The sequence below is a fragment of the Mumia quercus genome, assembly GCF_025506335.1.
Lineage (GTDB): Bacteria > Actinomycetota > Actinomycetes > Propionibacteriales > Nocardioidaceae > Mumia > Mumia quercus.
In genome coordinates this window covers 141,472-167,565 of record NZ_JANZYO010000005.1, presented here as the reverse complement: position 1 = coordinate 167,565, position 26,094 = coordinate 141,472, and the positions used below count along the sequence as shown (strand labels likewise).

Here is a 26,094-nt window from a genome sequence, read left to right as displayed (position 1 = left end):
AGGGCCGAAGCGAGCCTGGTGCGGGCTCGTCGACCCATGCTTGCATTTCACAATGCGAGACGGCAATATCAAGGCATGGACAACTCTAGCGGAGTCGGCGTGCTGGACAAAGCCGCACTGGTCTTGTCAGCACTGGAAGCGGGCCCGGCGACCCTCGCTGGCCTCGTGTCGAGTACCGGCCTCGCCCGCCCCACAGCACACCGGCTCGCCGTGGCGCTCGAGCACCACCGTCTCGTCGCCCGCGACATGCAGGGACGCTTCGTCCTCGGCCCTCGGCTCTCCGAGCTCTCCGCCGCGGCCGGGGAAGACCGTCTGCTCGCGGCCGCAGGCCCGGTCCTCGCCCGGCTGCGTGACATCACGGGCGAGTCGGCCCAGCTGTTCCGCCGGCAGGGTGACTACCGGGTGTGCGTCGCGGCCGCGGAGCGCCCGACCGGTCTGCGCGACACCGTGCCGGTCGGCAGCCAGCTGACGATGCGGGCCGGCTCGGCCGCGCAGATCCTGCTGGCCTGGGAGGACCCCGAGCGGATGAACCGCGGGCTCCAGAACGCCGCGTTCACCGCTGCCGCTCTGTCGCAGGTCCGCCGTCGCGGCTGGGCGCAGAGCGTCGGTGAGCGCGAGCCGGGGATCGCCTCGGTGTCGGCGAGCGTCCGCTCCCCTTCCGGCAAGGTCATCGCCGCCGTCTCGGTGTCCGGCCCCGTCGAGCGCCTCACGCGCCAACCCGGTCGCATGCACGCGCCGGCCGTCGTCGCCGCCGCGGAACGCCTCTCGCAGTCGCTGCGCCGCAACGGCGAGTAAGCCTCGCCCGGCTCAGAACAGCGCCGGGCCGCGCTCGAGGTCGAGCAAGGTCTGCTTGCGGTCGAGCCCGCCCGCGTACCCGGTGAGCGTGCCGTTGGCACCGACGACGCGGTGGCACGGGACGACCACCGGGATGGGGTTGGACGCGTTCGCCGAGCCGACCGCCCGGGCACCGAAGGGTCCGAGCGCGAGCCGCGCCGCGATCTCCCCGTACGTGGCGGTCTCGCCGTACGGGATCGCGACGAGCTCCTTCCAGACCGCCCGTTGGAAGGCCGAGCCCTTGCGCGGCTCCAGCGGGAGGTCGAAGTCGGTCCGCTCCCCCGCGAAGTACTCGCGCAGCTGCGTCACCGCCTGCTCGAGGATCGGGTCGCCCGGGGTGTCCGGCTCCTCGGGCCGCGCGTCGAAGTCGATCGCGACGACGGCCGACCCGTCGCTGTGGATGCGCAGGCCGCCGATCGGGGTGTCGACGTACGCGGTGTTCGTGACGGTCATGGCTGCCTCTCGGTCGGCGGGGTGTCGGCAAGGTTCCACAGGTGCATCGCGGCGTACGAGCGCCACGGGCTCCAGGCCGTGGTCGGGTCGTGCGTACGGGCCGGGGCGAGCCCCCGCGCATCGAGGCGTCGCCGGATCACGAGGTCGGTCGCGAGCATGACGTCGGGGTCGCGGGTGGCCCGCATCAGGACGTAGTCGGCCGTCCACGGGCCGATCCCCCGCAGCGCCACAAGGTCGCAGCGCAGCGCGGCGCGGTCGGCGCTCGCACTGACGTCGAGCTTGCCGACGGCGACCGCGTCCGAGACGCCCACGACGGTCGTGCCTCGCGAGCGCGGCATCCCCAGGCCCGCCGGGTCGACGGCGGCGAGCGCCTCCGGGTCGGGGAACACGTGGGTCAGCGCGTACGCGTCGGCGAGCGGGTGCGTCGCGGGCTCCAGCGGCGTGCCGTGGTCGCGGACGATCCGGCCGAGCGTGGTGCGCGCGCCGGCGACCGACACCTGCTGCCCCACGACGGCGCGGACGACGAGCTCGTACGGATCGACGTGGCCCGGGACGCGCATGCCCGGGATCGTCCGGACGGCATCGGCGAGCGCGGCGTCGGCCCCGAGGACACCGTCGATCGCCACCGGGTCCGCGTCGAGGTCGAACATGCTCCGGCAGCGCGCGACGGCGGTCATCATGTCGCGCAGATCGCTCAGCTCGAGGGCACAGGCGACGTGGTCGTCGGTCGGCGTCAGCGCGACGACCCCGGGGCCGTGCGGAAGGCGCAGCGTCCGCGCGTACGTCCCGTCGCGGACCGTCTCGAGGCCGGGGACCGCGCGCGCGGCGAGGAAGTCGAGCAGCGTCTCGTACGCGAAGGGCCGGCGCACGGCGAGGCGCAGCGTGATCCGCCCTGGAGTTGCACCGGGCGCGGCGCGGTCGCGGCGACGCGCACCGGCGCGCAGGGCGCTCGGCGTCGCGTCGTACACGGTCCGGAGCGTGTCGTTGAACTGCCGGACGGACGTGAACCCAGACGCGAACGCCACGTCGGTCACCGGGACCTCGGTCGTCTCCAGGAGGACGCGGGCGTAGTGGGCCCGGTTGCTCCGGGCGAGCGCGAGCGGGCCTGCCCCGAGCTCGTCGACGAGCATCCGGTGGACGTGGCGGGTGCTGTAGCCGAGGCGGTCGGCGAGCCCGGGCACCCCGCCCCTCTCGACCACGCCGTCGCGGATCAGCCGCATCGCCCGACCGACGGTGTCGGCGCGGACGTCCCACTCGGGCGACCCCGGCGCGGCATCGGGACGGCACCGGCGGCAGGCCCGGAAGCCGGCGTCGTGCGCCGCCGCAGCGGTCGTGTAGAAACGCACATTCTCGCGCTTCGGGGTCCTGGCGGGGCACGAGGGCCGGCAGTAGATGCCGGTGCTCGTGACCGCCGTGAAGAAGACGCCGTCGAACCGGGCGTCCTTCGCGCTCACTGCCCGGTAGCACCGGTCTTCGTCCCACCTCATGCCCACCAGCATGCCTGGCCGAGGAGACAGGAACTAGCGGGATTCGGACGTCACCGTGCGGGTTCGCTCCTCACGCCGACGGCGTACCCGAGGCCCGTAAACACCAAGGCGCCCGAGTCCTGAGGACTCGGGCGCCTGTTGTAGCCCCGACGGGATTCGAACCCGCGCTACCGCCTTGAGAGGGCGGCGTGCTAGGCCGCTACACAACGGGGCCGTGGTGATGAAAGAACCTTACCGGATGCTCCGGCGGGCTCCTTCGCTGGGGTACTAGGACTCGAACCTAGACTAACGGTGCCAGAAACCGACGGGCTGCCAATTACCCCATACCCCATGGCTTTGGCCCGAGCCCTTGCGGCCCCGAACCGAGAAGAACATTACCGGACGCGTTCGCCGGGCCCAAATCCGGGGGGCGGTTTCACGACGTCTCCGCAGGTCAGCGCCAGAGTACGTACGGCGTCGACCCCGCATCGGCTCACTGCGCCCGGCGACCCCTCCCGCCGCCGCGCGGCAGGGCGAGACGGCGTCGCGTCGTACGCCGAGTTGCGCCGCCCGGACGCGAACGACCCCGACGTGAGGATTCTCATGTCGGGGTCGTGGTGCGCGAGCGGACGTCAGCCCTCCAGCGCGCGGTCGAGACGGCTCAGCGTCCGCGCCTTGCCGAGCAGCTCGATCGACTCGAACAGCGGCGGCGAGACGCGACGGCCAGAGACGGCGACCCGCACGGGGCCGAACGCGTGCCGCGGCTTGAGCCCCAGCCCGTCGACCAGCGCCGCACGCAGCGCCGCTTCGATCGACGGAGTGTCGAACGGCTCCAGCGGCGCGAGCGCGTCGCGGGCGGCACGCACCACGGTGAGCCCGTCCTCCGTGAGCACCTTGGCCGCGTCGTCCGGGTCGACCTGGAAGCCGTCGTCGCTCACGAAGAGGAACGCGAGCATCTCCACGGCCTCGCTGAGGACCGTGATGCGCTCGTTGACCAGCGGGGTCGCCGCGGCGAGCAGCGCCAGCTCCTGGTCCGAGGGCTCGGCGCCGACCAGTCCGGCGTCCGCGAGGTACGGGACGAGGCGGGACGCGAGCTCCTCGACCGGCAGGTCGCGGATGTGCTGGGCGTTGATCGCCTCGCACTTCTTGGGGTCGAACTGTGCGGGGTTCGGGTTGACCCGCGAGATCTCGAACGCCTCGGCCATCTCCTGCAGCGAGAAGACCTCGCGGTCACCGCCGATCGACCAGCCGAGCAGCGCGAGGTAGTTGAGCAGCCCCTCGGGCAGGAAGCCGCGCTGCTTGTACTCGTCGAGGCCGCCACCGGGATCGCGCTTCGACAGCTTGCGGTTGCCCTGACCCATCACGAACGGCAGGTGACCGTACTCGGGGACGACGCCCTCGCCGAGCCCGAGCGCCACCAGGGCACGGTGCAGCGGGATCTGCCGCGGGGTCGAGCTCAGCAGGTCCTCGCCGCGCAGCACGTGGGTGATGCCCATCATCGCGTCGTCGACCGGGTTGGTCAGCGTGTAGAGCGGCTGCCCGTTGGCCCGCACGATCACGTAGTCGGAGACGTGCTCCGGCTCGAACGTCACCTCACCGCGCACGAGGTCGGTGAAGGTGATCGCCTCGTCGGGCATGCGGAAGCGGATGACCGGCTTGCGGCCCTCGGCCTCGTACGCGGCCCGCTGCTCGTCGGTGAGGTCGCGGTGCAGGCCGTCGTAGCCGCTGGAACGGCCCTCGGCACGCGCCTGCTCACGCCGCTGCTCGAGCTCCTCGGGCGTGTCGTACGCGTAGTAGGCATAGCCGGCCTCGACCAGCTTCTCGGCGACCTGGGCGTAGAGACCCATACGCTCGGACTGCCGGTACGGCCCGAAGTCGCCTCCGACCTCCGGCCCTTCGTCCCAGTCGAGACCGAGCCAGCGCAGCGCGTCGAGCAGTCCCTGGTAGGACTCCTCCGAGTCGCGCGCGGCGTCGGTGTCCTCGACGCGGAAGACGAAGCTGCCGCCGTTGTGACGGGCGAACGCCCAGTTGAACAGTGCGGTCCGTACGTTGCCGACGTGCAGGTTGCCCGTCGGGGACGGGCAGAAGCGCACGCGGACAGCGCGGTTGGACTCAGTCACGGGATACCACCTTGTTGGTCAGCGTTCCGATGCCCTCGACGGTGACGCTGACCTCGTCACCAGGGTTCATGGGACCGACACCCTCAGGGGTGCCGGTGAGGATGACGTCGCCCGGGAGCAGCGTCATGAAGCTCGAGACGTACGCAATGAGCTCGGGGACCTTGAAGATCATCTGGTCGGTCGAGCCGTCCTGGACCACGCGGTCGCCCACGGTCGTCGTGACCCGCAGGTCCGTGATGTCGAGGTCGGTCTCGATCCACGGCCCGATCGGGCAGAAGCCGTCGGAGCCCTTGGCACGGGTCCACTGGCCGTCGGTCCGCTGGAGGTCGCGCGCCGTGACGTCGTTGGCGACGGTGTAGCCGTGGATCACCTTCGCGGCGTCCTCGACCGGGACGTCCTTGCAGATCCTGCCGATCACGACGGCGAGCTCGCCCTCGTACTGGAGGTCCTCGGTGAAGCCGGGGTAAAGGATCGGGTCGCCGGGACCGACGACGCTGGTGTTGGGCTTGAGGAAGACCAGCGGCTCGGACGGCACCTCGTTGCCGAGCTCGGCAGCGTGGGCGGCGTAGTTGCGGCCGATGCCGATCACCTTGCTCCGCGGGAGCACCGGCGCCAGGAGGCGGACGTCGTCCAGAGACAGCTTCTCGCCGGTGAGCTGGACGCCTGCATAGAGGGGGTCGCCGGTGATCGCCGCGACCACGGGGACGCCGTCGGCCTCGCCGATGACGCCGAAGCGGGGGTCTTCGTCGGTCGTGAATCTCGCGATACGCACGGGGTTCAGCCTATCCGTCGAGGTAGAACCAGCGGCCCGCGCGGCGCGCGAAGCGGCTGCGCTCGTGCAGGACCCCGGCACCGTCCGCCGTCCGGTAGTGCGCGGCGAACTCGACCTCGTCCCCGTCGGCCTCCAGGATCTCCAGGCGCTCCCACGTGAGCCCGGGCGTCGGCGGCACCGCGTCCGGACGCGTCCGGGGGTGCCACGTGCGGAAGACGTAGTCCCGGTCGTCGCGGGCGTACGCGGCGTAGCGCGAGCGCATCAGCTCCTCGGGCGTTGCCGCCTGGTGCTCCCCGCGGTGCAGCGGGCCGCAGCAGGCGTCGTACGACTCGCCCGAGCCGCACGGGCACGGGGTGGTGAATACGCTCACGCCGAGCCGTACCGGCGGTTGCGGCGGGCGTACTCCTCGATGGCCTCCCACAGCGCCCGCCGGTCGACGTCGGGCCAGGCGATGTCGGAGAACACCATCTCGGCGTACGCCGCCTGCCACGGGAGGAAGTTGCTCGTCCGCTGCTCCCCCGACGTGCGCCAGAACAGGTCGACGTCGGGCATGTCGGGCTCGTCGAGGTAGCGGGCGAAGAGCGTCTCGTCGATCTTGGCCGCCTTGACCTTGCCCGCCACGACGTCGCGGGCGAGCGCGGCGGCGGCGTCGGCGATCTCGGCCCGCCCGCCGTAGTTGACGCACATCGTGAGGGTGAGCACGTCGTTGTCCTTGGTGAGCTCCTCGGCGATCTCGAGCTCCTTGATGACGCTGCCCCACAGCCGCGGACGCCGGCCAGCCCACCGCACGCGTACGCCGAGCTCGTGCATCTCGTCACGGCGGCGGCGGATCACGTCACGGTTGAAGCCCATGAGGAAGCGCACCTCGTCGGGCGAGCGCTTCCAGTTCTCGGTCGAGAAGGCGTACGCCGAGATCCACTTCACGCCGATCTCGATGCCGCCCTCGACGACGTCGAACAGCGAGGACTCCCCCGCCTCGTGGCCGGCCGTCCGCGGGAGCCCGCGCTGCTTCGCCCAGCGGCCGTTGCCGTCCATGACGATCGCGACGTGCTGCGGGACCTGGTCGAGCGGGAGCGCGGGGGCGGTGGCACCGGACGGGTGGGGTGTCGGGCGGCGTACGGGAAGGCGCGTCACGCCACCATTCTCCCCCGTCGCCGTCGCACCGGGCTCAGCGGTCGACGTAGTCGAGCGAGCGCAGGCCGCGCTCGAGGTGCCACTGGAGGTACGTCGCGACGAGGCCGCTCGCCTCCCGCCGCGCGCGCTCCCCCGAGGCCTCCGCCTGCGGCCACAGACCGCTGAGCAGCGCGGCCAGAAGGACGACGGTGTCGGGAGACGGGTTGGCGGATCCGGGGAGGCGGCAGTCGGTGCAGAGCATCCCGCCCGCGCCCGCGTTGAACGCGCGGTGCGGACCCTGGACGCCGCAGCGTGCGCACGCGTCGAAGCTCGGGGCGTACCCCGCGATCGCGAGCGAGCGCAGGAGGAACGAGTCGAGGATCAGCCCGCTGGGATGGCGTCGGTCGGCGAGTGCGCGCAGCGCCCCGACGAGGAGGAGGTACTGCTGCGCGGCCGGGTGCCCGTCCTCGCCGACGAGCCGGTCCGCGGACTCGAGCATGGAGGTGCCGCAGGTGTAGGCGCCGTAGTCGTTGCCGAGCCGCCCCGCGTACGCGTCGAGCGTCTCGACCTGGGTGATGACGTCGAGGGTGCGTCCTTCGGCGAGCTGCAGGTCGACGTGCATGAACGGCTCGAGCCTCGAGCCGAAGCGCGAGCTCGTCCGGCGCACCCCGCGGGCGACCGCACGGACCCGTCCGTGGTGGCGGGTCAGGAGCGTGACGATGCGGTCCGCCTCACCCAGCTTCTGGGTGCGGAGGACGACGGCCTCGTCGCGGTACAACGCCACGGCACCATTCTGCCGGGTCGTTCGTCGTACGGGTGGAGGCCACTCGGATCCCGGGGGTTGAGGTCTATACCCCCTAGGGGTATGTTGTCGCCATGCTCACCTCCACCGCACGCCGTCGCGCCGCCGCCCTCATCGCCACCGTCGCCCTCGGACTCGGCGCCTCTGCGTGCAGCTCCGGTGACGACTCCGGCAAAGACCACGGTGAGCACGGCTCCAGCCAGTCCGAGGCCCAGTCCGCCGACGTGACGTTCGCGCAGGAGATGATCCCCCACCACCGGCAGGCGCTCGAGATGGCAGCCCTCGCCCCCGGGCGTGCCGGCGCGGAGGTCACCGCGCTCGCGGAACGCATCAGCGCCGCGCAGGACCCGGAGATCGAGACGCTGACCCGCTGGCTGAAGGAGCGCGGCGAGAAGGTGCCGTCCGCCGACGACGCCGGGACAGAGGTTCACGGCGAGCACGGTACGGACGGTGGCGCCGACGGGATGATGTCGCCTGCGGACCTCGAGCACCTCGCGAGCCTGTCGGGCGAGGCGTTCGACGAGGAGTTCCTGCGGCAGATGATCGCCCACCACGAAGGGGCGATCACGATGGCCGAGGCCGCGCTCCGCGACGGCAGCGACCCGGAGATCTCCACGCTGGCGCAGCAGATCTCCGACGCCCAGCGCGCTGAGGTCGACGAGATGCAGGACCTGTCGGAGTGACCCCTAGGGCCGGGCGGCGGCGTCGTAGGCCGCCCGGGCCGCGTCGACCTGCGGCATGTGGACCTCTGCCCAGTCCTTGAGCGCGCAGACCACCGCGAGGAGCGACCGCCCCAGCTCCGTCAGCGAGTAGTCGACGCGGATCGGCACGGTGGGCGTGACACGACGGTCGACGATGCCGTCGCGTTCGAGGTTGCGCAGGGTCTGGGTGAGCATCTTCTGACTAACGCCCTCGATCGTGCTGGCGAGCTGCGAGTAGCGGAGCTCCCCGTGGACGCCGAGCGCGGCGATCGTCAGGCTCGCCCACTTGTCGCCGATCGTGTCCAGCAGGCGACGGCTCGGACAGTGGGCGCTGAAGGCGTTGAACGCGGGCGCGTCAGCAGTCGTCTCAGGCACGGGCCCACCTCCGGGTGCGTTGGCCACTTCACAGTGCGTACTTCCCAAAAGAGAGTAGATCTCTGACAGTGAGAGGACAAGCCCGCCTCGTCCACTCAGGAGATCCCATGCACGTCCTCGTCTCACGTTCCGGCCAGCCGACCCCGAGCTGGGAGGAGAGGGCCTTGCCCTCTCTTCGCCCGGACGACGTCCAGGTCCAGGTCGCCGCCGCCGGGTGGACCTTCTTCGACAGCTTCGTCGCGGCCGACCACGCGACCCTCGGGCTGCCCGACCTCATCGGGCTCGGCTTCGACTTCTCGGGGACGGTGGTCGCCGTCGGAGTCGACGTCACCGACCTCGCCGTCGGCGACCGGGTAGCCGGCCTGCACGCCGACCCCACCGCCCCTGCACGTGCCCACGCCGAGCACGTCGTCGTCCCCTCGACGCACGTCGCCCCGCTCCCGGCGGGGCTCGACCTCGAGACCGCGGCGGCGATCCCCCTCAACGCCCTCGCGGCCCGGCAGGCGCTCGACCTCCTCGGCGCGCCGCGCGGGTCTCTCCTCGTGATCGGCGCCGCAGGCGGTGTCGGTACGTGGGCGACCGCGCTCGCCGTGCGCGAGGGATGGACGGTCGACGCGCTCGTCAAGCCCGGGACCGAGCACCTGGTGGACCCGCTGGGCGCCAAGACGGCACTCACCGCGGCGCGCGGACGCAGCTACGACGCGGCGATCGACGCTGCCGGGCTGCAGCAGGCCAGCCTCGCGTACGTCGCCGACGGCGGACGGTTCGTGGGTGTCAAGCCGGGGTGGCCGGTCCCCCCGGAGCGCGACATCGCGGTCTCCGCGATCACGACGACCGCGGACGGACCGGCGTTGAGCGCCCTGCTGCCCCTGGCTGCGGACGGGACCGTCCCCGTCCGGATCGCGGGTCGACGCCCGCTGAGCGAGGCCGCGGCTGCGTACGCCGAGGCGGCGGACGCGCCGGGATCAGCCGGGCGTTGGATCCTCGTCCCCTGAGCTCCGAAACGCTGTTACGATCCGCCGGTGAGTGACACCCCGATCTCCCGCCGCCAGTGGCTCGCGATGCTGACGCTGTCCCTCGGCGTCTCGCTGGTCGTCATGGACATGACGATCGTCAACGTGGCCGTCCCCGTCATCATCGACGACCTCGGCCTGACGGCCGCGGGCGCGCAGTGGATGAACGCGATCTATCTCCTGATGCTCGCCTCGCTGCTGCTCGCGGCCGGTCGGCTCGGCGACCGGATCGGGCGCCGCAAGGTCTACGCCGTGGGCCTCGTCCTGTTCATGGTGGCCAGCCTCAGCGCCGGCGCGGCTCAGAACCAGGAGATGCTGATCGCGGCCCGCTTCGTGCAGGGCCTGGGCGCCGCCATGATCGTGCCCGCCTCACTCTCGACCTTGAACGCGACCTTCCAGGGGCGCGCCCGGGCGATCGCGTTCGCGATCTGGGGGTCGACCGTCGGCGGCATGGTCGCGGTCGGCCCGCTGCTCGGCGGCTGGCTCGCGACCGAGTCGACGTGGCGATGGGCGTTCTGGATCAATGTGCCGTTCGGTCTGCTCGCCCTCGTGGGCATCATGAAGGTCGTCGGCGAGACCCGGGACGACGACATCCGTCCGGGTACGGACCTGCCCGGCCTCCTCCTCTCGACGCTGGGGCTCGGAGGCGTGGTGTTCGCGCTCATCGAGGGCCAGTACTTCGGGTGGTGGCGCCAGGACTCCGGCGCCCTCTCTCCCGTCCCGGTCTCGCTCGCCCTCGGGCTGGCGCTCCTGGTCGCGTTCGTCGTGGTCGAGCGGCGTCGGGCCCGCGCCGGCGCGGTGACCCTGGTCGACCTCGGGCTGCTGCGCTTCCGCTCGCTCCGGTACGGGTCGCTCGCGGCCATGGTCGTGGCCCTGGGCGAGATCGGGCTCATCTTCACGCTCCCGCTGCTGCTGCAGGGCGCACTGGGCTACACCCCGCTCGGCACCGGCGTCCTCGTGCTGTGGCTCGCGATCGGCACGTTCCTCGCCTCCGGCGCCACCCCGCCGCTCACGCACCGACTCGGTCAGCGTGCCGTGATCCGCATCGGCCTGGTCCTCGAGGTCGTGGCCATCGCGGGGACGGCGCTGGTCATCAGCGCCGACGTCAGCGGCCCGGTGATCGCGTCCCTGCTCTTCCTGTACGGCATCGGCGTCGGCATGGCGACCGCGCAGCTGACCAGCGCGATCCTCATCGACATCCCCGTCGGGTCGAGCGGTCAGGCGTCGGGGTTCCTGACGACGGTCCGCCAGCTCGGCTCCGCCCTCGGCATCGCCGTACTCGGCGGCCTGCTCATCTCGACCCTCGCGTCTCAGACCGGCGACGCGCTCGCGCGCACCGACGTCCCGACCTCCCAGCAGGACGACCTCGTCGCGGTGGTGCGTGACAGCGCGGGCGCCGTGATCCCGGAGCTCGTGGACGACCCGGCGACCGCCGAGGCCGGCCGTGCCGCCGAGGAGTCCCTGATCACCGCCAGCAAGGTCACCACCGGTGTCGCCGCCCTCATCCTCGTCGCCGGCCTCGCGGCAACCCTGGCCCTGCCCGCCGACCCGTCGTCGCCTCGCCGCGTCGCCGGCGGCGCCGACCAGCCGAGCCGCCGACGGCGCCGCAACGCCACCAGCGCCTGACGAGGTCAGCGGCGCCGTACGACGACGACACGCGAGGTCGACGGGGCGACCGACGGTCGCTTCGAGCCGACGTAGTCCACCCGGATCGCGTGCCGCCCCCTCGTCAGCTTCCTTGCGGCCAGACGCAGGGCGTACGTCCCGTCGGCTCGGACGCTGCCCCGCACCATCCGACGCCCGTCGATGACCAGCCACACCCGACGTACTGTCAACGCGGCGGAGGGCCGTCCGGCGATCCTGACCGAGCCCGTCACCTCGAGCCGGTCACGACGTCGGAGCACGGCACGGTCGGTCCTGGCGCGCACCACGGCACGGTGGCGACGTACCGTCTGGACGACGGTCGGCGAGGTGGCTCCGGCGAGCGGCGCTCCGCTCGCCGGCAAGAAGGCCACGGAGACCCGGTTCTTTCCCACCTCGAAGCGGGAGGTCCGCAACGTCGCGACGCCGTCGCCGTCGACGACCCGCGACCCGAGCGCGCGTCCGTCGGCAAAGAACCGGACCGTCCCCCGGATGTCGGCTCCACGCGCCGTGACCTTTGCCCGCAGGGCCACCTGGTCGCCGGCAGCGACGACCGTGCGGGACGTCCGCACCGCGACCGACGTCGATGCTGCGGCCACGGTCACCGGCCGATCGACGCTGGTCGACGACGCGTACGGGTCGGTCCCGTCGTAGGAGGCGCCGAACAAGAACCGTTCGCCGGCGCTCAGCCCGCGTACGGTCGTCTTCGCCACGCCGGCGCGTAGCGCGACCGGCTCACCCAGCGGACGGCCGTGGTCGGTGAACTGCACGGTCCCGACCGGAACACCGCCGGACGAGCGCACCTGCGCGGCCAGCTCCAACATTCCACCGGCCACCGCGGCCCCGGTGACGTCCACGCGCGTGGTCGTCGGGAGCTCGCTGACGTCGACCAGGCGTTGGTCGCTGGACGACGACGCGTACGTGCCGTCGCCGAGGTAGCGGGCCGAGAGGTCGTGCCTGCCGGTGGCCGCGAATCCCGGCAGCGTGACCTGGGCGCTCCCGTCGCCGTCCAGCTCGGCAGGCCTGCCGAGGGGGGTCCCGCCGTCGTAGATCCGTACGGTACCGGTGGGCGCGTCGCCGTCACCCGCGACGACGACCCGTGCCGTCGTCTCGGTCTGCGCCCTCGTGCTGCTCGGGACCCGCAGGGTCGTGGTCGACGCCGCCTTCGTGACCGTCGTCCTCGTACGGTTGCTCACCGCCGCGCCCACGCTCCCGTCACCGAGGTACGTGGCGTCGAGATCGTGGACGCCCGGTGCGAGGCGTACCCACTTCCGGGCCGTGCCGTCGGCGCCCAACGCGACGTCGGTGAGCACGACCCCGTTGTCGTGGATCGTCACCGTGCCGCTCGGCGGTGAGGTCGCTCCCTCGGCGCGTGCCTCGACCGACAGCACGGTGTCCTTGGTCGCCGTCGTGCCTGGATTCTCCACCGACAGCCGCAGCACGGTCTCCTTGGGACCGGTCTGGTTCGGCGCACGCTCGGACCGGGTGGCGTCGGTCGCCACCGCGAACGATTCGATGCTGTCGAAGCGGTTGGCATTCGCGACGTCGGTCACCCCGACGTACAGGTGGTAGGGCCCCACCCACTCGACGATCTCGTCGTCGGTGACGTCGTCCCCGGTCACCGTGTAGTTCTTCTTCGTCGCGCCTGGGATCGGCGACGGCGCCTCACTGCCGCGCTGGCGGTACCACTGATAGATCAGGTTCACGCCGGGCGCGGGCGAGCCGATGGACCGTGGCTCCTCCCACCATGCGGGGTCCGCGTTCGCCGTGAGGACGTCTCCGGGGATCGGCCCTGCGTCAGGCGCGGTGGTGTTGGTGACGGAGACCTGTCGCCCCTCGGCGAGGACCGTGGCGGGGTCCGCGTCGCACATCTTCTGGCCCCAGCTGTTATGCACCGCCAGCGTCGTGTCCGGCGCGGACGCGTTCGCGCGTGCCGCGTACGGGATCGCGAGCTCGACGACGTCCTTGGTCTCCCACGGGTGGGCGGAGCCGGGCCGGGCATTCATGCGCCACGACGACGTCCCGAGCACCGAGGCGGTCGCGAGGGTGGCGGTGGCGAAGCGTCGCGGCGGGATCGTCCACTGGACGTCCTGAGAGACGGTGGTGCTGTCCGTCCAGGTCCGGCCGTACGCGACCGACGCGGTCACCTTCAGCTCGTACTTGAAGAAGGCCGAGTCCTTGCCGAAGCTGAACGTGTTCTCGACCGCGAGACTGGTCGTCACCGACGAGCTGATCTCGCTGGTGGCGCTAGCGCCGATCGTCGTCGACATCGGCTCTGAGCCGCCGTTGTAGATCGACTGCGGTCCGCCGCCGCTCGCGCAACCCGTCGCGCGAATGACCGGCTGCGGTCGCGCGTCGATCGTCAGCTGGTCGATCCGGTCCCAGTCCGAGAGGACGACCCCGCTCGTCCTGTCACGCAGCTGGAGCGCACAGTCGGTCTTCAGAAAGGCGCACCGCTGTGCAGCGAACTCCATCGCGGAGCCCAGGACCCGCGCGGTCAGACGATCCTTCTCGCCCTGCGTCTTCTGAGCCCGGTCAGGATCGTTGTCGAAGTCCTTGAACTCGAACTTCTGGTTCGGCGAATCGTTGCAGGGACGGACCTCGATGTCCGCCACCAGGTGGCCGAGCTGGAGACACCGTTCGTCGAGACCCCTGCGCTCTGCAGACTTGAGGTAGAAGTACTCCGAACTCGACGGCGAGTCCCACGCAGTCCAGCTCGCGGTGTCGACCACATCGCGGTCGGTCCACGCCTGCCCCGAGGCGGGTTCAAAGTAGAACGCCTGCGACATCGCGGCGGCACAGTTTTCCCACCTTTGCGGGCTACCCGCGTCTAGACACCAGATCGGAAGGGGGCCATCGTGCGCGGCGATGTAAAAAGTCCCCTCCCAGGGCGGGTCCCCGGACACTCCGCCGGGCTTCGTCACGACCGGGATCAGATCGAGCGGGAAACCGTCGAGACGCAATGTTCCGCCGTTGCTCGACACGAGATAGAGGCACTCGAACGCGCCGACGCAGTTCGGCGGCGGGTCCGCTGCCGCCGGTGGCGACACCCCGACCAGGGTGGCGGCCCCGGCGACGCAGGCCGCCAGGAGTCCGACGACGCGACGACGCGCTGAGTAGGTCATGGCGGTCCCCTTCTCGCTCGCGTGGCAGGTCGCAGCCACGGCGCGCCGAACGTAACCACGAACCGTTCTGACAACGTTCTGACGCGAGAAGGCACCCCGAGATACCGTCGCCGCGAGGAGACGAAGGGGAACCGATGGGAGACCTGGGCGACGCGCGCCTCCCCACTCTGCTGGGCCCACGGAGCATGCCGCACCACGACCCGGGCCCCGGGCTCTCGCGCCGCGCTACGGTCGTCCTGGCCGTTCTCGCGCTGGCCGACCACCGCGTCCCCCGCGCTCGACTCGCCGCCCTGCTGTGGCCCGGCTCTGCACCGTCCACCGGGCGCGGCAACCTGCGGGTCGTCGTGAACGAGATCCGGCAGCACGCACCCGGACTCCTCCTGACCGACCGCGAGTCGCTCGCGATCGACGCGGACCAGCGAGAACGGCTGGACGTCGTGCGCTTCCAGCGACTCGCCCGCCGCGCGCTCGCGCTGCACACCGTGACCGATGTGTCCGCTCGAGGTGCGCTGCACGAGGCCGCAGACGCCTACACCGGGGACCTGCTCGCCGATCTCGCGCCACCCAGTGCGCCGTCGGCCGACTGGGTCGAACGCGAGCAGGACCGTCTGCGCGCGGCGGCCGTACGAGTGCTGATCGCGTCGGTCGACGCCGATCTGGAGGCAGGCCCCGACGCCTCCACGCGACGGCGCGCCGAGCACCTCACGGCGCTCGCTCCGCTCTCGGAGCCTGCGCACGGATGCCTCCTGCGTACGCTGGCCGCCCTCGGTGACCCGGAGACCGCGCTCGCCATGCACGCCGCCTGGGTCCGGCGGTCTGAGGCCGAGCTTGGGATCGCGCCGTCCCCGCAGACCCGTGCGGTCGTCGAGCAGATCGCCCGGGGGCGAGGTGTCGGGGCCGTCCCCGAGGTGCGCCGCCTCCTGCCGCCACGCCGTAGCCTCGTGGGGCGCGAGCGCGACCTCACCGCGATCGAGTCGCTGCTCGCTGACGGCCATCGTCTGGTGACGCTCGTGGGACCGGCCGGCGTCGGGAAGTCGGCGCTCGCGAACGAGATGGCCCACCGTCGCCGCGAGGAGCTCGGTGAGCCCGTCGCCGTGGTGGACGGCGAGGACGTGGACGATCTCGGAGGCCTCGTCGCCGCGGTCGCGACCGCGGTCGGCGCCGCGCCGGACAGCCTCACGAGCGAAGCCCTCGCCGACCAGCTTCACGAACGCAGCCTGCTGCTCGTGCTCGACGGGATCGACGACCTCGTCGAGCACGGGCCCGCGATCGCCGCTCTGGTCGACGCGTGCCCGTACCTCGTCGTGCTGGCCACCATCCAGACACCGCTCGGGCAAGATGCCGAGGCTGTGCACCCGGTCGTCCCCCTCGCGATCCCGGCGGAGACCACCGATGCTGCGGCGCTCGCCCGTTCGCCCGCCGTGCGCCTGTTCCTCGTCCGCGCCGAGCGGGCCGGGGTCCGCCTCGCACGTGATCGGTCCACGCTCGCGACCGTGCGGTCCCTCTGCCAGCACGTCGACGGGCTTCCTCTCGGGGTCGAGCTGGCGGCAGCGCGGGCCGCCGTGCTCGGTGTGGACGGCGTCTTGGCCGCGCTGGAGTCCGGCGACGGGGATCAAGTCATGGATCTTCTCGGTCCCGGCCGCACCGCTGCTCGCAGCCGGGGCCTGTACGCCGCGCTCGCTGCCGCCACACGACGTCTCCCCGACCGCACTCAAACGGTCTTCCGCAGGCTCGCTACGCTGCGCGGCGCCGTCGATCTGGAGACGGTACGCACGGTGTGCGGCGACGGGGACAGCGTGCTGGACGACGTCGCCGACCTCGTCGACCGTCGCCTCGTGCTCCGCGTCGTCGGCGTCGGCGGGACGGTCCGTTTCCGCCAGCTCGAGACGACCCGCGCGTTCGCGAGCAAGCTGCTCGACGACAGCGGCGAACGACCCGTGATCGAGGAACGTGCCGCCGTCACCGCGCTCGCCCGCCTCGCCGCGACATGGCCGCCCTCGCAGCTGGGGCAGGAGGGCGCCGATCCGCAGACGATCGAGACCTTGCCGGTCGTACGCCGGTTCCGGGCCGACCTTCCCGCGGTGCGGGCCGCACTCGCGTGGTGTCATCACCACGGCAGGGCCGGGCAGGCGGCGCATGCGCTCGCTTCCGGCGGGTCGGTGTGGTGGGTCGCCGGTGCGACGAGCGAAGGACTGCGGGAGGTCGACCGTGTCGTCGCGTCCGCAGCGGACCTGTCGGACGTCCAGGAAGCGCAGTGCCGGCTCGTCCGCGCGGCGTTGCTGGTGGAGCTCGGCGGCGACGAGAACCTCGCACGGGCACGCCACGATGTCGACGCCGCCGTGGACGTGGTGCTCCGCGACAGCGACCCCGAGATGCGTACGGCCCTGCTTGTGGGCGCGGTGCGGGTGGACTGCGCGACCGGCGCCCGAGCGCGCGCCGAGGAGCTCGCGCGGGTGATCGAGGACGCCGAGGGCGACCCGCGCTGGCGCATCGCCGCGCGTTTCATCCTCGCCCATCCCCAGGGCCACCCCGACCCGTCGATCGCCGTCCAGTCCCTCGCGGACGTGCTCGCCGACGCGCGGGCGTACCGGTACCAGCGGATGGAGCTGATGTGTTCCTTCGTGCTGCGCATGCTCGGCCCCGCCGCCGACGGGATCGACGAACCGCTCCCCGACCTCGACGAGATGCTCGCGATGGCCAGCGCGAACGGTGACGAGCAGGCTGAGATGTGGCTGCTCGCCGGGCTCGGCCTGCGCGCGGCTCGAAGGTGACCTCGCGACGGCCGTCGTCCGGCTGGAGCGGGCGATCGACCTCGCACGTCGAACGGGGTACCGATCCGTGCTCGTCCTCGGTGCCGCCGGCGCCGTTCAGGTGGTCTCGGACGCCGTCTCACCCGACGGCCGACCCGACCGGGCGCTGCGCGACGCGGCGGTCGTGTGCGGCGCGCTCGGCGAGCAGCCAGCCCTGATCCTCAGCACCGTCCCTGGTCCTCTCGCCGACGCGTACCGGTCCGTCGCAGCGACGCTCGAGTCCGACCCGCGTCTGGCCGAGTCCCTCCGTGCCGGCCGCCGCACCGGCTTCCCCCGCACGGTCGCCCTCGCGCACGCCCTGCTGCGTGAACGCGCACGAGCCACCTTGGCCGACGAGGTCGAGTCAGGAGAGCCGTCACCCAGCGTGCGGCGGTGACGGCACTCCTGCCGAGAGACCCTTCGGTGCCCGCGGGGTCAGCCGCGGGCGGCCGCGGCGCGGTTCGCAGCGGAGAGGACGGCCTTGAGCGAGGCGGTCACGATGTTCGGGTCGACACCGACGCCCCACACGATCTGGTCGCCGATCTCACACTCGACGTACGCCGCTGCGGCCGCGTCGCCACCCGACGACAGCGCGTGCTCGGCGTAGTCGAGGACCCGTACGCTGCCGTTGACCGAGGCGATCGCGTCGACGAACGCCGCGACCGGGCCGTTACCCTCGCCCTTGATCGACTGCACCTCGTCCCCGATCCGGACGTCGACGACGAGCTCGTCGAGGCCGTCCTGGATCGTCGACGACCGGAACGCCTCGAGGGCGTACGGGGTGGTCCGCTGGAGGTACTCGGCGGAGAACGCCTCCCAGATCTGCTCGACCGACATCTCGCCGGCCTCGCCCTCGGTCATCGACTGGACGACGCGGCTGAACTCGATCTGGAGCCGACGGGGCAGGTCCATCTTGTGCTCGGACTTCATGATGTACGCGACGCCGCCCTTGCCGGACTGGCTGTTGACGCGGATCACGGCCTCGTACGAACGCCCGACGTCGTGCGGGTCGATCGGCAGGTACGGCGCCTCCCACGGCATCTCCGACACGTCGATGCCGCGCTCGGCCGCCTGCCGCTCGAGGTCCTCCAGGCCCTTCTTGATCGCGTCCTGGTGCGAGCCCGAGAAGGCGGTGTAGACGAGGTCGCCCGCGTACGGGTGGCGCGGGTGGACCGGCAGGCCGGTGCAGTACTCGACGGTCCGGCGTACCTCGTCGATGTCGGAGAAGTCGATCTGCGGGTCGATCCCCTGGCTGAAGAGGTTCATCCCCAGCGTCACCAGGTCGACGTTGCCCGTGCGCTCGCCGTGCCCGAAGAGGCAGCCCTCCACGCGGTCGGCGCCGGCCATCATGGCCAGCTCCGTCGCGGCGACGGCGGTGCCCCGGTCGTTGTGGGGGTGCAGCGAGATCGCGACGTGCTCACGACGCGAGATGTTGCGGCCGAAGTACTCGATCTGGTCGGCGTACGTGTTGGGCGTCGCCATCTCGACGGTGGCCGGCAGGTTGAGGATGATCTCGCGGCCGTCCTCGGGCTGCCAGACGTCCATCACCGCCTCGCACACCTCGATCGAGAAGTCGAGCTCGGCGCCGGTGAAGATCTCCGGCGAGTACTGGTAGCCGAAGTCGGTGCCCTGCAGGTACTCCTCGGCGTACTTCATCACCAGCTCGGTGCCGCGTACCGCGATCGCGCGGCACTCGTTGCGGTCCACGCCGAAGACGACGCGCCGGAACAGCGGCGCCACCGCGTTGTAGAGGTGGATGTTCGCGTTCTTCGCGCCGGCCAGCGACTGGGCCGTGCGCTCGATGAGGTCCTCACGCGCCTGGGTCAGGACGGAGATCGTCACGTCGTCGGGGACCAGGTCGTCCTCGATCAGGTGGCGGACGAACGCGAAGTCGGTCTCGCTCGCGCTGGGGAAGCCGACCTCGATCTCCTTGTAGCCCATCCGTACGAGCATGTCGAACATGCGGCGCTTGCGGGCGGGAGTCATCGGGTCGATCAGGGCCTGGTTGCCGTCGCGGAGATCGGTCGAGAGCCAGCGGGGGGCCTCGGTGATCGTCTGGGACGGCCAGGTGCGGTCAGGCAGGTCGATCGGTGGGAAAGCGGGGTAGCGCGCGAACGGCATGCCGCTGGGCTGCTGAGGGGAGATGGCCATGGTGGGTCCTCGCTCGGAAGGGCTCGTCTGAGATGAGAGGCGCCGCGGTGCGGCGACGGCCGGCCATGACGAACGCCGCGACGAGGGGGGTCCGACCTAGTGCGAACCCTCGCCGCGGCACCGAAGGAGGAGGCGCGCGATGTACATGGCTGACGTCAGCATAGCCCACACCGCCGCTAGTCTCGCCAGATGTCCACGCTGCTGATCGTGCACCACTCCCCGACCCCGACCGTCCAGGAGCTGACGGACGCCGTGCTCGCCGGCGCCCACGATCCCGCACTCTCCGGCGTCGAGGTGGCGGTACAGCCCGCACTCGAGGCGCGGGCGGACGACGTGCTGACGGCCGACGGGCTGCTCCTCGGTACGACGGCCAACTTCGGCTATATGAGCGGCGCCCTGAAGCATTTCTTCGACACCATCTTCCTCGAGGCCGGAGGCGCGCTGAGCGACGACGGCTCCGCGGGCGGCAAGAAGGCCGGGGTGCGCCACACCAAGCCGTACGGCCTGTGGGTGCACGGCCGCTACGACACGACCGGCGCCGTCCGGGCGGTCCAGTCGATCGTCGGCGCCCTCCCCTGGACGCAGGCGGCGCCCGTGCTGGAGGTGCTCGGGGACGTCGGCGAGCCTGAGCGCGACCGGGCGTACGAGCTCGGGGCGACGCTGGCGGCGCTGCTGACTGCGTGATGCCGGCCGGCCGGTCTCGACCTACCGTGATCGGGTGGATGCTCGGAGCCACTGGACCTTCAGACCGCTTGCCCTGCTCGCGGCCGTCGCGCTGACGCTCGCGGGCTGCAGCGGCGACGACCCCGGGCGCGGCGACGCGACGACGCCGAGCGCGTCCCCTGAGCCAGCAGCCCCACCGGCAGCAGGGTCGTGCTACCGGCTCACCCAGCCGCAGCTCGACGAGGCGCACGTGGACGCCGCCGCCGTGCCGTGCAGCCAGCCCCACACCACGCAGACGTACGCGGTGACGACGCTGTCGGGCATCACCTCACCAGACGACGCTGCGGCGATCGCGGCGACAGCCGAGCGCCTGTGCCGAGCGGGCCTGCGCGGGTACGTGGCAGCCACGGCCGGCAGGCTCGCGCTCTCGCGGGTCACCCACGCCTGGTTCGTCCCCACCCAGGAGGACCTCGAGGCCGGCGCGCGGTGGTTGCGCTGCGACGTCGCCGTCCTGCGGACCGACACCACGCTCGTGAACCTCCCTGCCAGTGCGCGCGGACTCCTGCGTCGCGACTCCGCGCTGAACCGGTTTGGACGGTGCGCACGGACGAACGCGGCCGGTATCGCCTCCGGCCAGGGCGGACGGGTGTGTGCGCTCCCTCACACCTGGCGTGCGATCTCCGCCCAGAGGCTCGGCGCAGCGGCCGACCCGTACCCGGGCCGCGCCGTCCGCGGCAACGTGCTCGGGCGCTGCGAGGGCGTGGCGCGCGACTACACCGGCAACTCCACCGGTGACATCGCCGTCGCCTGGCGGCCGCCGTCGCGCGCGCAGTGGGTGGCCGGCGACCGTTTCGGCCTGTGCTGGACGCAGACCCGCGACTGATCCCGTCGCCGCGCGACGCCGGACGAGCCGCGGGGTGTGAACGACACAGGTTTCCCTCCCCTCCTCCCCCGTACACTGGCTGCCGTTCGTACTGCTGATCCCCCGGGAGGACGTACCGTGCCGGCTCTCCGCCGACCCCGAACCCGTGCCCGCAACCCGCTGTTGGGCGCGGTCGGCGCTGCGGCGCTGGTGCTCGTCACCGCCTGCGGCTCGGCAGGCGACCTGGCCGGCGCCGCGCCCGACGCGGACGGCTCGACGACACCGCCCGTACGCTCGCTGCCGCCGACGTCCCCGACGTCACCGTCGCCCACCCCGACGGCCGAGCCGGTGGCGGCGCCCAAGAGCGGTGAGTGCCGCAAGCCGGGCACGGTCGACGTCGCGCTGCGGGTCACCGACGACGACGCGTCCCCGGTGGCGTGCGCCGGGGCGACCTCGGTGACCTACCTCGTCCGCACGATGAGCCCCGCCGTCAAGGCGGCCGTCACCACGTACGACACGACGCAGATCCTCCGTACGGCCCGTCCGGTCTGCGAGAAGGCCGCCGCCCGCTGGCTCGGCACCGACGTCGCGACCCTCAAGCAGTCGCAGTTCGGGTTCGTCGTGGGCGTCCCGAGCGCGGCTCAGACGGCCGAGGGCGCCGGCTGGATGCGCTGCGACCTGGTGCTGTCGGCCAACAGCACGCGGCTGGCGGCGCTTCCCGCCAAGACCAAGAACGCGCTCAAGGGCAAGCGCGCTGCCGGCTTCATGCAGTGCGTCCGTGGCGACATCCGCAAGGCGACGGGCACGGTGGTCTGCTCGACCCGTCATCAGTGGCGCGGGGTCGACACGGTCCGGCTGGGCGCGGCGAAGGCGAAGTACCCCGGCACTAAGAAGGTCCAGGCGACGATGCGCGACCGCTGCCCGGCGGGCGTACGCCGCTACCTCGACACCCGCGGATCGTTCGACTACGGCTACATCTCCCCCAGCCGCGCCGCCTGGCAGCGCGGCGAGCGGTGGGGCGTCTGCTTCGCCAAGACCAAGAAGTAGCCCGCGAGAGACCCCCACCACCCCCGCGAGAGACCTCAGCCACCCTCGCGAGAGGCGTGGCTCGCGAGCGTGCGCGCGGTGGCTCGCGAGCGTCAGAAGCCGAGGCGGCGCAGCTGCTTGGGATCGCGCTGCCAGTCCTTGGCGACCTTGACGCGCAGGTCCAGGAACACCGGCGTCCCGAGGATCCGCTCGATCTGGCCGCGTGAGTCCGACCCGATCTGGCGCAGGCGCGAACCCCCCTTGCCGATCACGATGCCCTTCTGGCTGTCGCGCTCGACGAAGATGGTCGCCCGCACGTCGACGAGGGGCTTGTCCTCAGGGCGGTCCTCGCGCGGGACCATCTCCTCGACGACGACGGCGATGGAGTGCGGAAGCTCGTCGCGTACGCCCTCCAGCGAGGCCTCGCGGATCACCTCGGCGACCAGCGTCTCCTCCGGCTCGTCGGTGAGGTGGCCCTCCGGGTACAGCGGGACGCCTTCGGGCAGCTCGGCGATCAGGAGGTCGCGCAGGTGCTCGACCTGATACCCCGAAACCGCCGAGACGGGTACGACGTGCGCCCACTCCACGCCGAGCTCGTCCCCGGTCGCGGCGATGGAGGCGAGGTGCTCGACGAGACGCTCCGGTGCGACCTTGTCCGACTTGGTGGCCAGCGCCAGCATCGGGGTGCGCCGGATCTTGGCGAGCTCGCCGATGAGGTAGCGGTCGCCAGGGCCGATCCGCTGGTCGGCGGGCAGGCAGACGCCGATCACGTCGACCTCGGCCCAGGTGCTGCGGACGAGATCGTTGAGGCGCTCGCCCAGCAGGGTGCGGGGGCGGTGCAGGCCCGGGGTGTCGACGAGCACGAGCTGCCCGTCGGGCCGGTGGACCAGACCGCGGATCACGTGGCGCGTCGTCTGCGGACGCGACGACGTGATCGCGACCTTCTCACCGACGAGCGCGTTGGTCAGCGTCGACTTGCCGGCGTTCGGACGCCCGACGAAGCAGGCGAAGCCCGACCGGAAGCCGCTCACGAGGCGACCCGCGTGTGCGGCGTGCCTTGCGCGTCGGCCACGAGGACCGGGACGCCGGGACCAGCGAGGTCGCGCACCGCTGCCAGGTCGACGTCGCTCACGCCCTCCCCGTCGGTGCTCAGCGCCGCCGCCTCCAGACCGGTCGCGCCCGAGGACACGGCCATCGCCACCGCCAGCTGGAGTGCCGTCACCGAGAACGACGGCAGCGCGACCGTCGCCGCCGCGTACGTACGGCCGTCCTGGTCGCGAACCGACGCGCCTTCGGGCGCGCGGGTCCTCGCACGCGTCGCGCGGGCGAGGGTGAGGATCTTGCGGTCCTCCGGGTCGTCGACGGTGAGGGGTGCGGAAACCATGCCGTCCAGGGTATCGGCGCTCACTCAGCCCGACGCACTCGCGCCGACGGACTCCTCAGCGCCACCGCCGGAGACCTCCCTGCTGACGAGCACGGTGCCGATCCGGTTGCGGCGGCCCCGCGGCGCCTCCGCGACGAAACGCAACCCGTCCAGCAGCACCTCGCTGCCGGCGATCGGGACCTTGCCGAGGTGCTTGGCCATGAGCCCGCCGACGGAGTCGACGTCGTCGTCCTCGATCGGGACCCCGAAGAGCTCCTGGAGGTCGTCGACGTCGAAGCGGGCGCTGATCCTCACCGACCCGTTCGCGAGGTGCTCGACGTCGTCGGGAGGGGCGTCGTACTCGTCGGTGATCTCGCCGACGATCTCCTCGAGGATGTCCTCGATCGTCACCATGCCCGCCGTGCCGCCGTACTCGTCGACGACGATGGCCACGTGCGTGCGCTGTGCCTGCATCTCGCGCAGCAGCTCGGCCGCGGGCTTGGAGTCGGGGACGTACAGGCAGGGCCGCATCACCGACTCGACGCGCTCCGTCGCCTCGGCGTCACGGTTGTCGAAGACGCGCTTCGTGATGTCCTTGAGGTACGCCATCCCGACCACGTCGTCGAGGCTGTCGCCCGTGACGGGGATGCGGGAGTAGCCGCTGCGCAGCGCCAGCGACATCGCCTGGCGGAGCTTCTTGGTGCGCTCGATGAACACGACGTCCGTCCGCGGCACCATCACCTCGCGGACGACGGTGTCGCCGAGCTCGAAGACGGAGTGGATCATCTGCCGCTCACCGGACTCGATCAACGCGCTCTGCTCGGCAAGATCCACGAGCTCACGCAGCTCCGCCTCTGACGAGAACGGCCCCTCGCGGAACCCCTTGCCGGGCGTGAGGGCGTTGCCGATCGCGATGAGGACGCGCGGGACGGGCCCGAGGATGCGGGTGATCGCGATGAGCAGCCCCGCGGAGAGCAGCGCGACGCGTTCGGAGTTCTGGCGGCCGAGCGTCCGAGGGCCGACGCCGATCGCGACGTACGACACGACCGACATCACGAGCGTGGCGAGCAGGAGCTGCTGCCAGAGCCCGTCGATGGCGCGGGCGAACACCACCGCGACGAGCACGACCGCACCTGTCTCGGCGATGATGCGCAGCAGCAGGGCGGTGTTGATGTACGGCGCGGGATCGCGAACGACCCGCGCGACGCGCGTCGCGCCGGATCGCCCCTCGGCGACGAGCTCGTCCACGCGTGCCTTCGAGAACGTGGAGAGTGCCGCGTCGACACTGGCGAGCAGCCCGGCGAGGCCGACGAGCGCGACCGCGATGACCACCAACGCGACGTCGATGGTCATCGCGAGGGCTCCGCCTCACGCCACCGGGCGAGGAGCGTGTCCTGGAGGGCGAACATCTCCTGGTGCTCCTCGGGCTCGGCGTGGTCGTAGCCGAGGAGGTGCAGGATGCCGTGGACGGTCAGCAGCTCGAGGTGGTCGCGCACGACCAGTCCCTCGGACGCCGCGTCCTTGGCCGCCACCTCGGGGCACAAGAGCATGTCACCGAGGTAGCCCTCCTCGGCCTCCAGGTCGTCGGACCCGGGCCGCAGCTCGTCCATCGGGAAGGACAGGACGTCGGTCGGTCCCTTCTTGTCCATCCACTTCTCGTTGTACTCGGCCATCGTGCCCGGGTCGACGACGATCATCGTCATCTCGGTGGCGGGGGCCAGCCGCATCTGCGTCATCACGAAACGCGACAGGCGGGTCAGGCGCTCGACGTCGACCGGCTCCCCGGACTCGTCGCGCCAGCTCGACTCATCGAGTACGTCGACGTTCACGACCCTCGTCCTCGTACTCGTCGTAGGCGGCCACGATGCGGCCCACCAGCTTGTGACGGACCACGTCGGCCGACGTCAGCGTCGGGAAGGAGATGTCGCGGACACCGTCGAGGATCTCGCGCACGACCCGCAGCCCGCTGCGGGTGCCGCCCGGCAGGTCGATCTGCGTGATGTCGCCGGTGACGACCATCTTGGACCCGAAGCCGAGCCGGGTGAGGAACATCTTCATCTGCTCGGGCGAGGTGTTCTGGGCCTCGTCGAGGATGATGAACGCGTCGTTGAGCGTCCGCCCGCGCATGTACGCCAGCGGGGCGACCTCGATCGTCCCGGCGGCGAGCAGCTTGGGGATCGTCTCGGGGTCGAGCATGTCGTGGAGCGCGTCGTAGAGCGGCCGCAGGTAAGGGTCGATCTTCTCGCTGAGCGTGCCAGGGAGGAAGCCGAGGTTCTCGCCGGCCTCGACCGCCGGGCGCGTGAGGATGATCCGGTTGACGTCCTTGGCCTGCAGCGCCTGGACGGCCTTCGCCATGGCCAGGTACGTCTTGCCGGTGCCGGCGGGTCCGATCCCGAAGACGATCGTGTGCTTGTCGATCGCGTCGACGTAGCGCTTCTGGTTGAGCGTCTTCGGACGGATCGTGCGGCCCCGGTTGGACAGGATGTTGAGGCTGAGGACGTCGGCGGGACGCTCCTCGGTCTCGGTCCGCAAGATCGCGATGCTGCGCTCGATCGTCTCGGGCGTCAGGCCCTGGCCGGTCCGGATCATCGTCACCAGCTCCTCGAGGAGCCGCTCGACCAGCGCCGACTCGGCCGCCGTCGCACGGATGGAGACCTGGTTGCCACGGACGTGCACGTCGGCGTCGAAGCTCGACTCGATCAGACGGAGGAACTCGTCGGCGGGGCCGAGCAGCGCCACCATCGGGATGCTCGCCGGGATCGTGACGGTGTGCTGCAAGGGTTCAGGCGTACTCATCGGCACCCCCGTGGGGGCAGTTCTCCTTC

24 protein-coding genes and 2 tRNA genes are annotated in these 26,094 nt (G+C 71.7%); 9 read left to right on the top strand and 17 right to left on the bottom strand.

What is annotated here, in order from left to right:
- The first annotated feature begins 75 nt into the window (after nucleotides 1–75).
- A complete protein-coding gene (locus NYZ95_RS12965; protein WP_167007961.1) occupies nucleotides 76–795 on the top strand; it encodes an IclR family transcriptional regulator in 720 nt (239 codons plus the stop codon).
- Between the two features lie 12 nt (nucleotides 796–807).
- Here the strand turns inward: NYZ95_RS12965 and NYZ95_RS12960 are convergent, their stop codons facing one another.
- From NYZ95_RS12960 to recO, 9 genes are all read right to left on the bottom strand, one after another.
- A complete protein-coding gene (locus tag NYZ95_RS12960; protein WP_262851733.1) occupies nucleotides 808–1,287 on the bottom strand; it encodes a methylated-DNA--[protein]-cysteine S-methyltransferase in 480 nt (159 codons plus the stop codon).
- Nucleotides 1,284–2,774: a DNA-3-methyladenine glycosylase 2 family protein gene (locus tag NYZ95_RS12955; RefSeq protein WP_262851732.1), complete on the bottom strand. Its 1,491-nt coding sequence runs from the start codon at nucleotides 2,772–2,774 to the stop codon at nucleotides 1,284–1,286. The genes NYZ95_RS12960 and NYZ95_RS12955 overlap by 4 nt, the downstream gene beginning before the upstream one ends.
- 141 nt (nucleotides 2,775–2,915) lie before the next feature.
- Nucleotides 2,916–2,988 (bottom strand) — tRNA-Glu (locus tag NYZ95_RS12950).
- A gap of 45 nt (nucleotides 2,989–3,033) precedes the next feature.
- Nucleotides 3,034–3,105: transfer RNA gene (locus tag NYZ95_RS12945), tRNA-Gln, on the bottom strand.
- Between the two features lie 280 nt (nucleotides 3,106–3,385).
- Entirely contained in the window at nucleotides 3,386–4,873 is a 1,488-nt protein-coding gene (gene gltX, locus NYZ95_RS12940; RefSeq protein WP_262851731.1) for a glutamate--tRNA ligase, read from the bottom strand.
- Entirely contained in the window at nucleotides 4,866–5,645 is a 780-nt protein-coding gene (locus NYZ95_RS12935; RefSeq protein ID WP_262851730.1) for a fumarylacetoacetate hydrolase family protein, read from the bottom strand. Before NYZ95_RS12935 ends, gltX begins: the two co-directional genes overlap by 8 nt.
- Before the next feature lie 10 nt (nucleotides 5,646–5,655).
- Complete coding sequence (locus NYZ95_RS12930) at nucleotides 5,656–6,015, bottom strand: YchJ family protein (RefSeq protein ID WP_262851729.1); 360 nt, start codon at nucleotides 6,013–6,015, stop codon at nucleotides 5,656–5,658.
- A complete protein-coding gene (locus tag NYZ95_RS12925) occupies nucleotides 6,012–6,779 on the bottom strand; it encodes an isoprenyl transferase (RefSeq protein WP_262851728.1) in 768 nt (255 codons plus the stop codon). Before NYZ95_RS12925 ends, NYZ95_RS12930 begins: the two co-directional genes overlap by 4 nt.
- A 34-nt stretch (nucleotides 6,780–6,813) precedes the next feature.
- Nucleotides 6,814–7,542 carry a DNA repair protein RecO gene (gene recO / locus NYZ95_RS12920; RefSeq protein WP_262851727.1) on the bottom strand — a complete coding sequence of 243 codons (729 nt, stop codon included), beginning with the start codon at nucleotides 7,540–7,542 and terminating at the stop codon, nucleotides 6,814–6,816.
- Between the two features lie 92 nt (nucleotides 7,543–7,634).
- Here recO and NYZ95_RS12915 point away from each other — a divergent pair, with 92 nt between their 5' ends.
- The gene (locus tag NYZ95_RS12915) at nucleotides 7,635–8,243 is read left to right on the top strand and encodes a DUF305 domain-containing protein (protein ID WP_262851726.1); all 609 of its coding nucleotides are present in this window, start codon (nucleotides 7,635–7,637) and stop codon (nucleotides 8,241–8,243) included.
- Between the two features lie 3 nt (nucleotides 8,244–8,246).
- Here NYZ95_RS12915 and NYZ95_RS12910 read toward each other — a convergent pair whose 3' ends face one another.
- Nucleotides 8,247–8,636, bottom strand: coding sequence for a winged helix-turn-helix transcriptional regulator (locus tag NYZ95_RS12910; RefSeq protein ID WP_262851725.1), 390 nt, complete (start codon nucleotides 8,634–8,636; stop codon nucleotides 8,247–8,249).
- A gap of 164 nt (nucleotides 8,637–8,800) precedes the next feature.
- Between NYZ95_RS12910 and NYZ95_RS12905 the strand changes: the two genes are divergently transcribed.
- A complete protein-coding gene (locus tag NYZ95_RS12905; RefSeq protein ID WP_262851724.1) occupies nucleotides 8,801–9,631 on the top strand; it encodes an alcohol dehydrogenase catalytic domain-containing protein in 831 nt (276 codons plus the stop codon).
- A gap of 27 nt (nucleotides 9,632–9,658) precedes the next feature.
- Nucleotides 9,659–11,275 carry an MFS transporter gene (locus NYZ95_RS12900; protein ID WP_262851723.1) on the top strand — a complete coding sequence of 539 codons (1,617 nt, stop codon included), beginning with the start codon at nucleotides 9,659–9,661 and terminating at the stop codon, nucleotides 11,273–11,275.
- 5 nt (nucleotides 11,276–11,280) lie between these two features.
- Here the strand turns inward: NYZ95_RS12900 and NYZ95_RS12895 are convergent, their stop codons facing one another.
- Complete coding sequence (locus tag NYZ95_RS12895) at nucleotides 11,281–14,079, bottom strand: Ig-like domain repeat protein (RefSeq protein ID WP_262851722.1); 2,799 nt, start codon at nucleotides 14,077–14,079, stop codon at nucleotides 11,281–11,283.
- A gap of 470 nt (nucleotides 14,080–14,549) precedes the next feature.
- Between NYZ95_RS12895 and NYZ95_RS12890 the strand changes: the two genes are divergently transcribed.
- Together NYZ95_RS12890 and NYZ95_RS12885 are read left to right on the top strand one after the other, a co-directional pair.
- Entirely contained in the window at nucleotides 14,550–17,186 is a 2,637-nt protein-coding gene (locus NYZ95_RS12890) for an ATP-binding protein (RefSeq protein ID WP_262851721.1), read from the top strand.
- Nucleotides 17,187–17,253: 67 nt separating this feature from the next.
- A complete protein-coding gene (locus tag NYZ95_RS12885) occupies nucleotides 17,254–17,601 on the top strand; it encodes a hypothetical protein (protein ID WP_262851720.1) in 348 nt (115 codons plus the stop codon).
- A 38-nt stretch (nucleotides 17,602–17,639) separates the two neighbouring features.
- Here NYZ95_RS12885 and leuA read toward each other — a convergent pair whose 3' ends face one another.
- Nucleotides 17,640–19,355: a 2-isopropylmalate synthase gene (gene leuA, locus NYZ95_RS12880; protein ID WP_262851719.1), complete on the bottom strand. Its 1,716-nt coding sequence runs from the start codon at nucleotides 19,353–19,355 to the stop codon at nucleotides 17,640–17,642.
- 189 nt (nucleotides 19,356–19,544) lie between these two features.
- On the opposite strand from leuA, the gene NYZ95_RS12875 reads away from it, so the two are divergent.
- From NYZ95_RS12875 to NYZ95_RS12865, 3 genes are all read left to right on the top strand, one after another.
- The gene (locus tag NYZ95_RS12875) at nucleotides 19,545–20,039 is read left to right on the top strand and encodes a flavodoxin family protein (protein WP_262851718.1); all 495 of its coding nucleotides are present in this window, start codon (nucleotides 19,545–19,547) and stop codon (nucleotides 20,037–20,039) included.
- Nucleotides 20,040–20,073: 34 nt separating this feature from the next.
- Nucleotides 20,074–20,901: a septum formation family protein gene (locus tag NYZ95_RS12870; RefSeq protein WP_262851717.1), complete on the top strand. Its 828-nt coding sequence runs from the start codon at nucleotides 20,074–20,076 to the stop codon at nucleotides 20,899–20,901.
- Between the two features lie 117 nt (nucleotides 20,902–21,018).
- On the top strand, nucleotides 21,019–21,927 hold the full coding sequence (locus tag NYZ95_RS12865) for a septum formation family protein (protein WP_262851716.1): 909 nt from the start codon (nucleotides 21,019–21,021) through the stop codon (nucleotides 21,925–21,927).
- 92 nt (nucleotides 21,928–22,019) lie between these two features.
- On the opposite strand, the gene era is transcribed toward NYZ95_RS12865, so the two are convergent.
- Genes era through NYZ95_RS12840 form a run of 5 tightly spaced genes read right to left on the bottom strand, consistent with a single transcriptional unit; the run spans nucleotide 22,020 to nucleotide 26,065 of the window.
- Nucleotides 22,020–22,937, bottom strand: coding sequence for a GTPase Era (era, locus tag NYZ95_RS12860; protein ID WP_262851715.1), 918 nt, complete (start codon nucleotides 22,935–22,937; stop codon nucleotides 22,020–22,022).
- A complete protein-coding gene (locus NYZ95_RS12855) occupies nucleotides 22,934–23,290 on the bottom strand; it encodes a cytidine deaminase-like protein (RefSeq protein ID WP_262851714.1) in 357 nt (118 codons plus the stop codon). Before NYZ95_RS12855 ends, era begins: the two co-directional genes overlap by 4 nt.
- A 24-nt stretch (nucleotides 23,291–23,314) precedes the next feature.
- On the bottom strand, nucleotides 23,315–24,622 hold the full coding sequence (locus tag NYZ95_RS12850; RefSeq protein ID WP_262851713.1) for a hemolysin family protein: 1,308 nt from the start codon (nucleotides 24,620–24,622) through the stop codon (nucleotides 23,315–23,317).
- Nucleotides 24,619–25,098 carry an rRNA maturation RNase YbeY gene (gene ybeY / locus NYZ95_RS12845; RefSeq protein WP_262851712.1) on the bottom strand — a complete coding sequence of 160 codons (480 nt, stop codon included), beginning with the start codon at nucleotides 25,096–25,098 and terminating at the stop codon, nucleotides 24,619–24,621. The genes NYZ95_RS12850 and ybeY overlap by 4 nt, the downstream gene beginning before the upstream one ends.
- Nucleotides 25,076–26,065: a PhoH family protein gene (locus NYZ95_RS12840; RefSeq protein WP_262851711.1), complete on the bottom strand. Its 990-nt coding sequence runs from the start codon at nucleotides 26,063–26,065 to the stop codon at nucleotides 25,076–25,078. Before NYZ95_RS12840 ends, ybeY begins: the two co-directional genes overlap by 23 nt.
- Between the last annotated feature and the right edge of the window lie 29 nt (nucleotides 26,066–26,094).

Excerpts from the sequence above, each read along its gene's own strand:
- NYZ95_RS12965 (WP_167007961.1), top strand. The coding sequence starts at position 76 with ATGGACAACTCTAGCGGAGTCGGCGTGCTGGACAAAGCCGCACTGGTC.
- NYZ95_RS12960 (WP_262851733.1), bottom strand. The coding sequence starts at position 1,287 with ATGACCGTCACGAACACCGCGTACGTCGACACCCCGATCGGCGGCCTG.
- NYZ95_RS12955 (WP_262851732.1), bottom strand. The coding sequence starts at position 2,774 with ATGAGGTGGGACGAAGACCGGTGCTACCGGGCAGTGAGCGCGAAGGAC.
- NYZ95_RS12915 (WP_262851726.1), top strand. The coding sequence starts at position 7,635 with ATGCTCACCTCCACCGCACGCCGTCGCGCCGCCGCCCTCATCGCCACC.
- NYZ95_RS12895 (WP_262851722.1), bottom strand. The coding sequence starts at position 14,079 with ATGTCGCAGGCGTTCTACTTTGAACCCGCCTCGGGGCAGGCGTGGACC.
- NYZ95_RS12890 (WP_262851721.1), top strand. The coding sequence starts at position 14,550 with ATGGGAGACCTGGGCGACGCGCGCCTCCCCACTCTGCTGGGCCCACGG.
- leuA (WP_262851719.1), bottom strand. The coding sequence starts at position 19,355 with ATGGCCATCTCCCCTCAGCAGCCCAGCGGCATGCCGTTCGCGCGCTAC.
- NYZ95_RS12875 (WP_262851718.1), top strand. The coding sequence starts at position 19,545 with ATGTCCACGCTGCTGATCGTGCACCACTCCCCGACCCCGACCGTCCAG.
- NYZ95_RS12855 (WP_262851714.1), bottom strand. The coding sequence starts at position 23,290 with ATGGTTTCCGCACCCCTCACCGTCGACGACCCGGAGGACCGCAAGATC.
- NYZ95_RS12850 (WP_262851713.1), bottom strand. The coding sequence starts at position 24,622 with ATGACCATCGACGTCGCGTTGGTGGTCATCGCGGTCGCGCTCGTCGGC.
- NYZ95_RS12840 (WP_262851711.1), bottom strand. The coding sequence starts at position 26,065 with ATGAGTACGCCTGAACCCTTGCAGCACACCGTCACGATCCCGGCGAGC.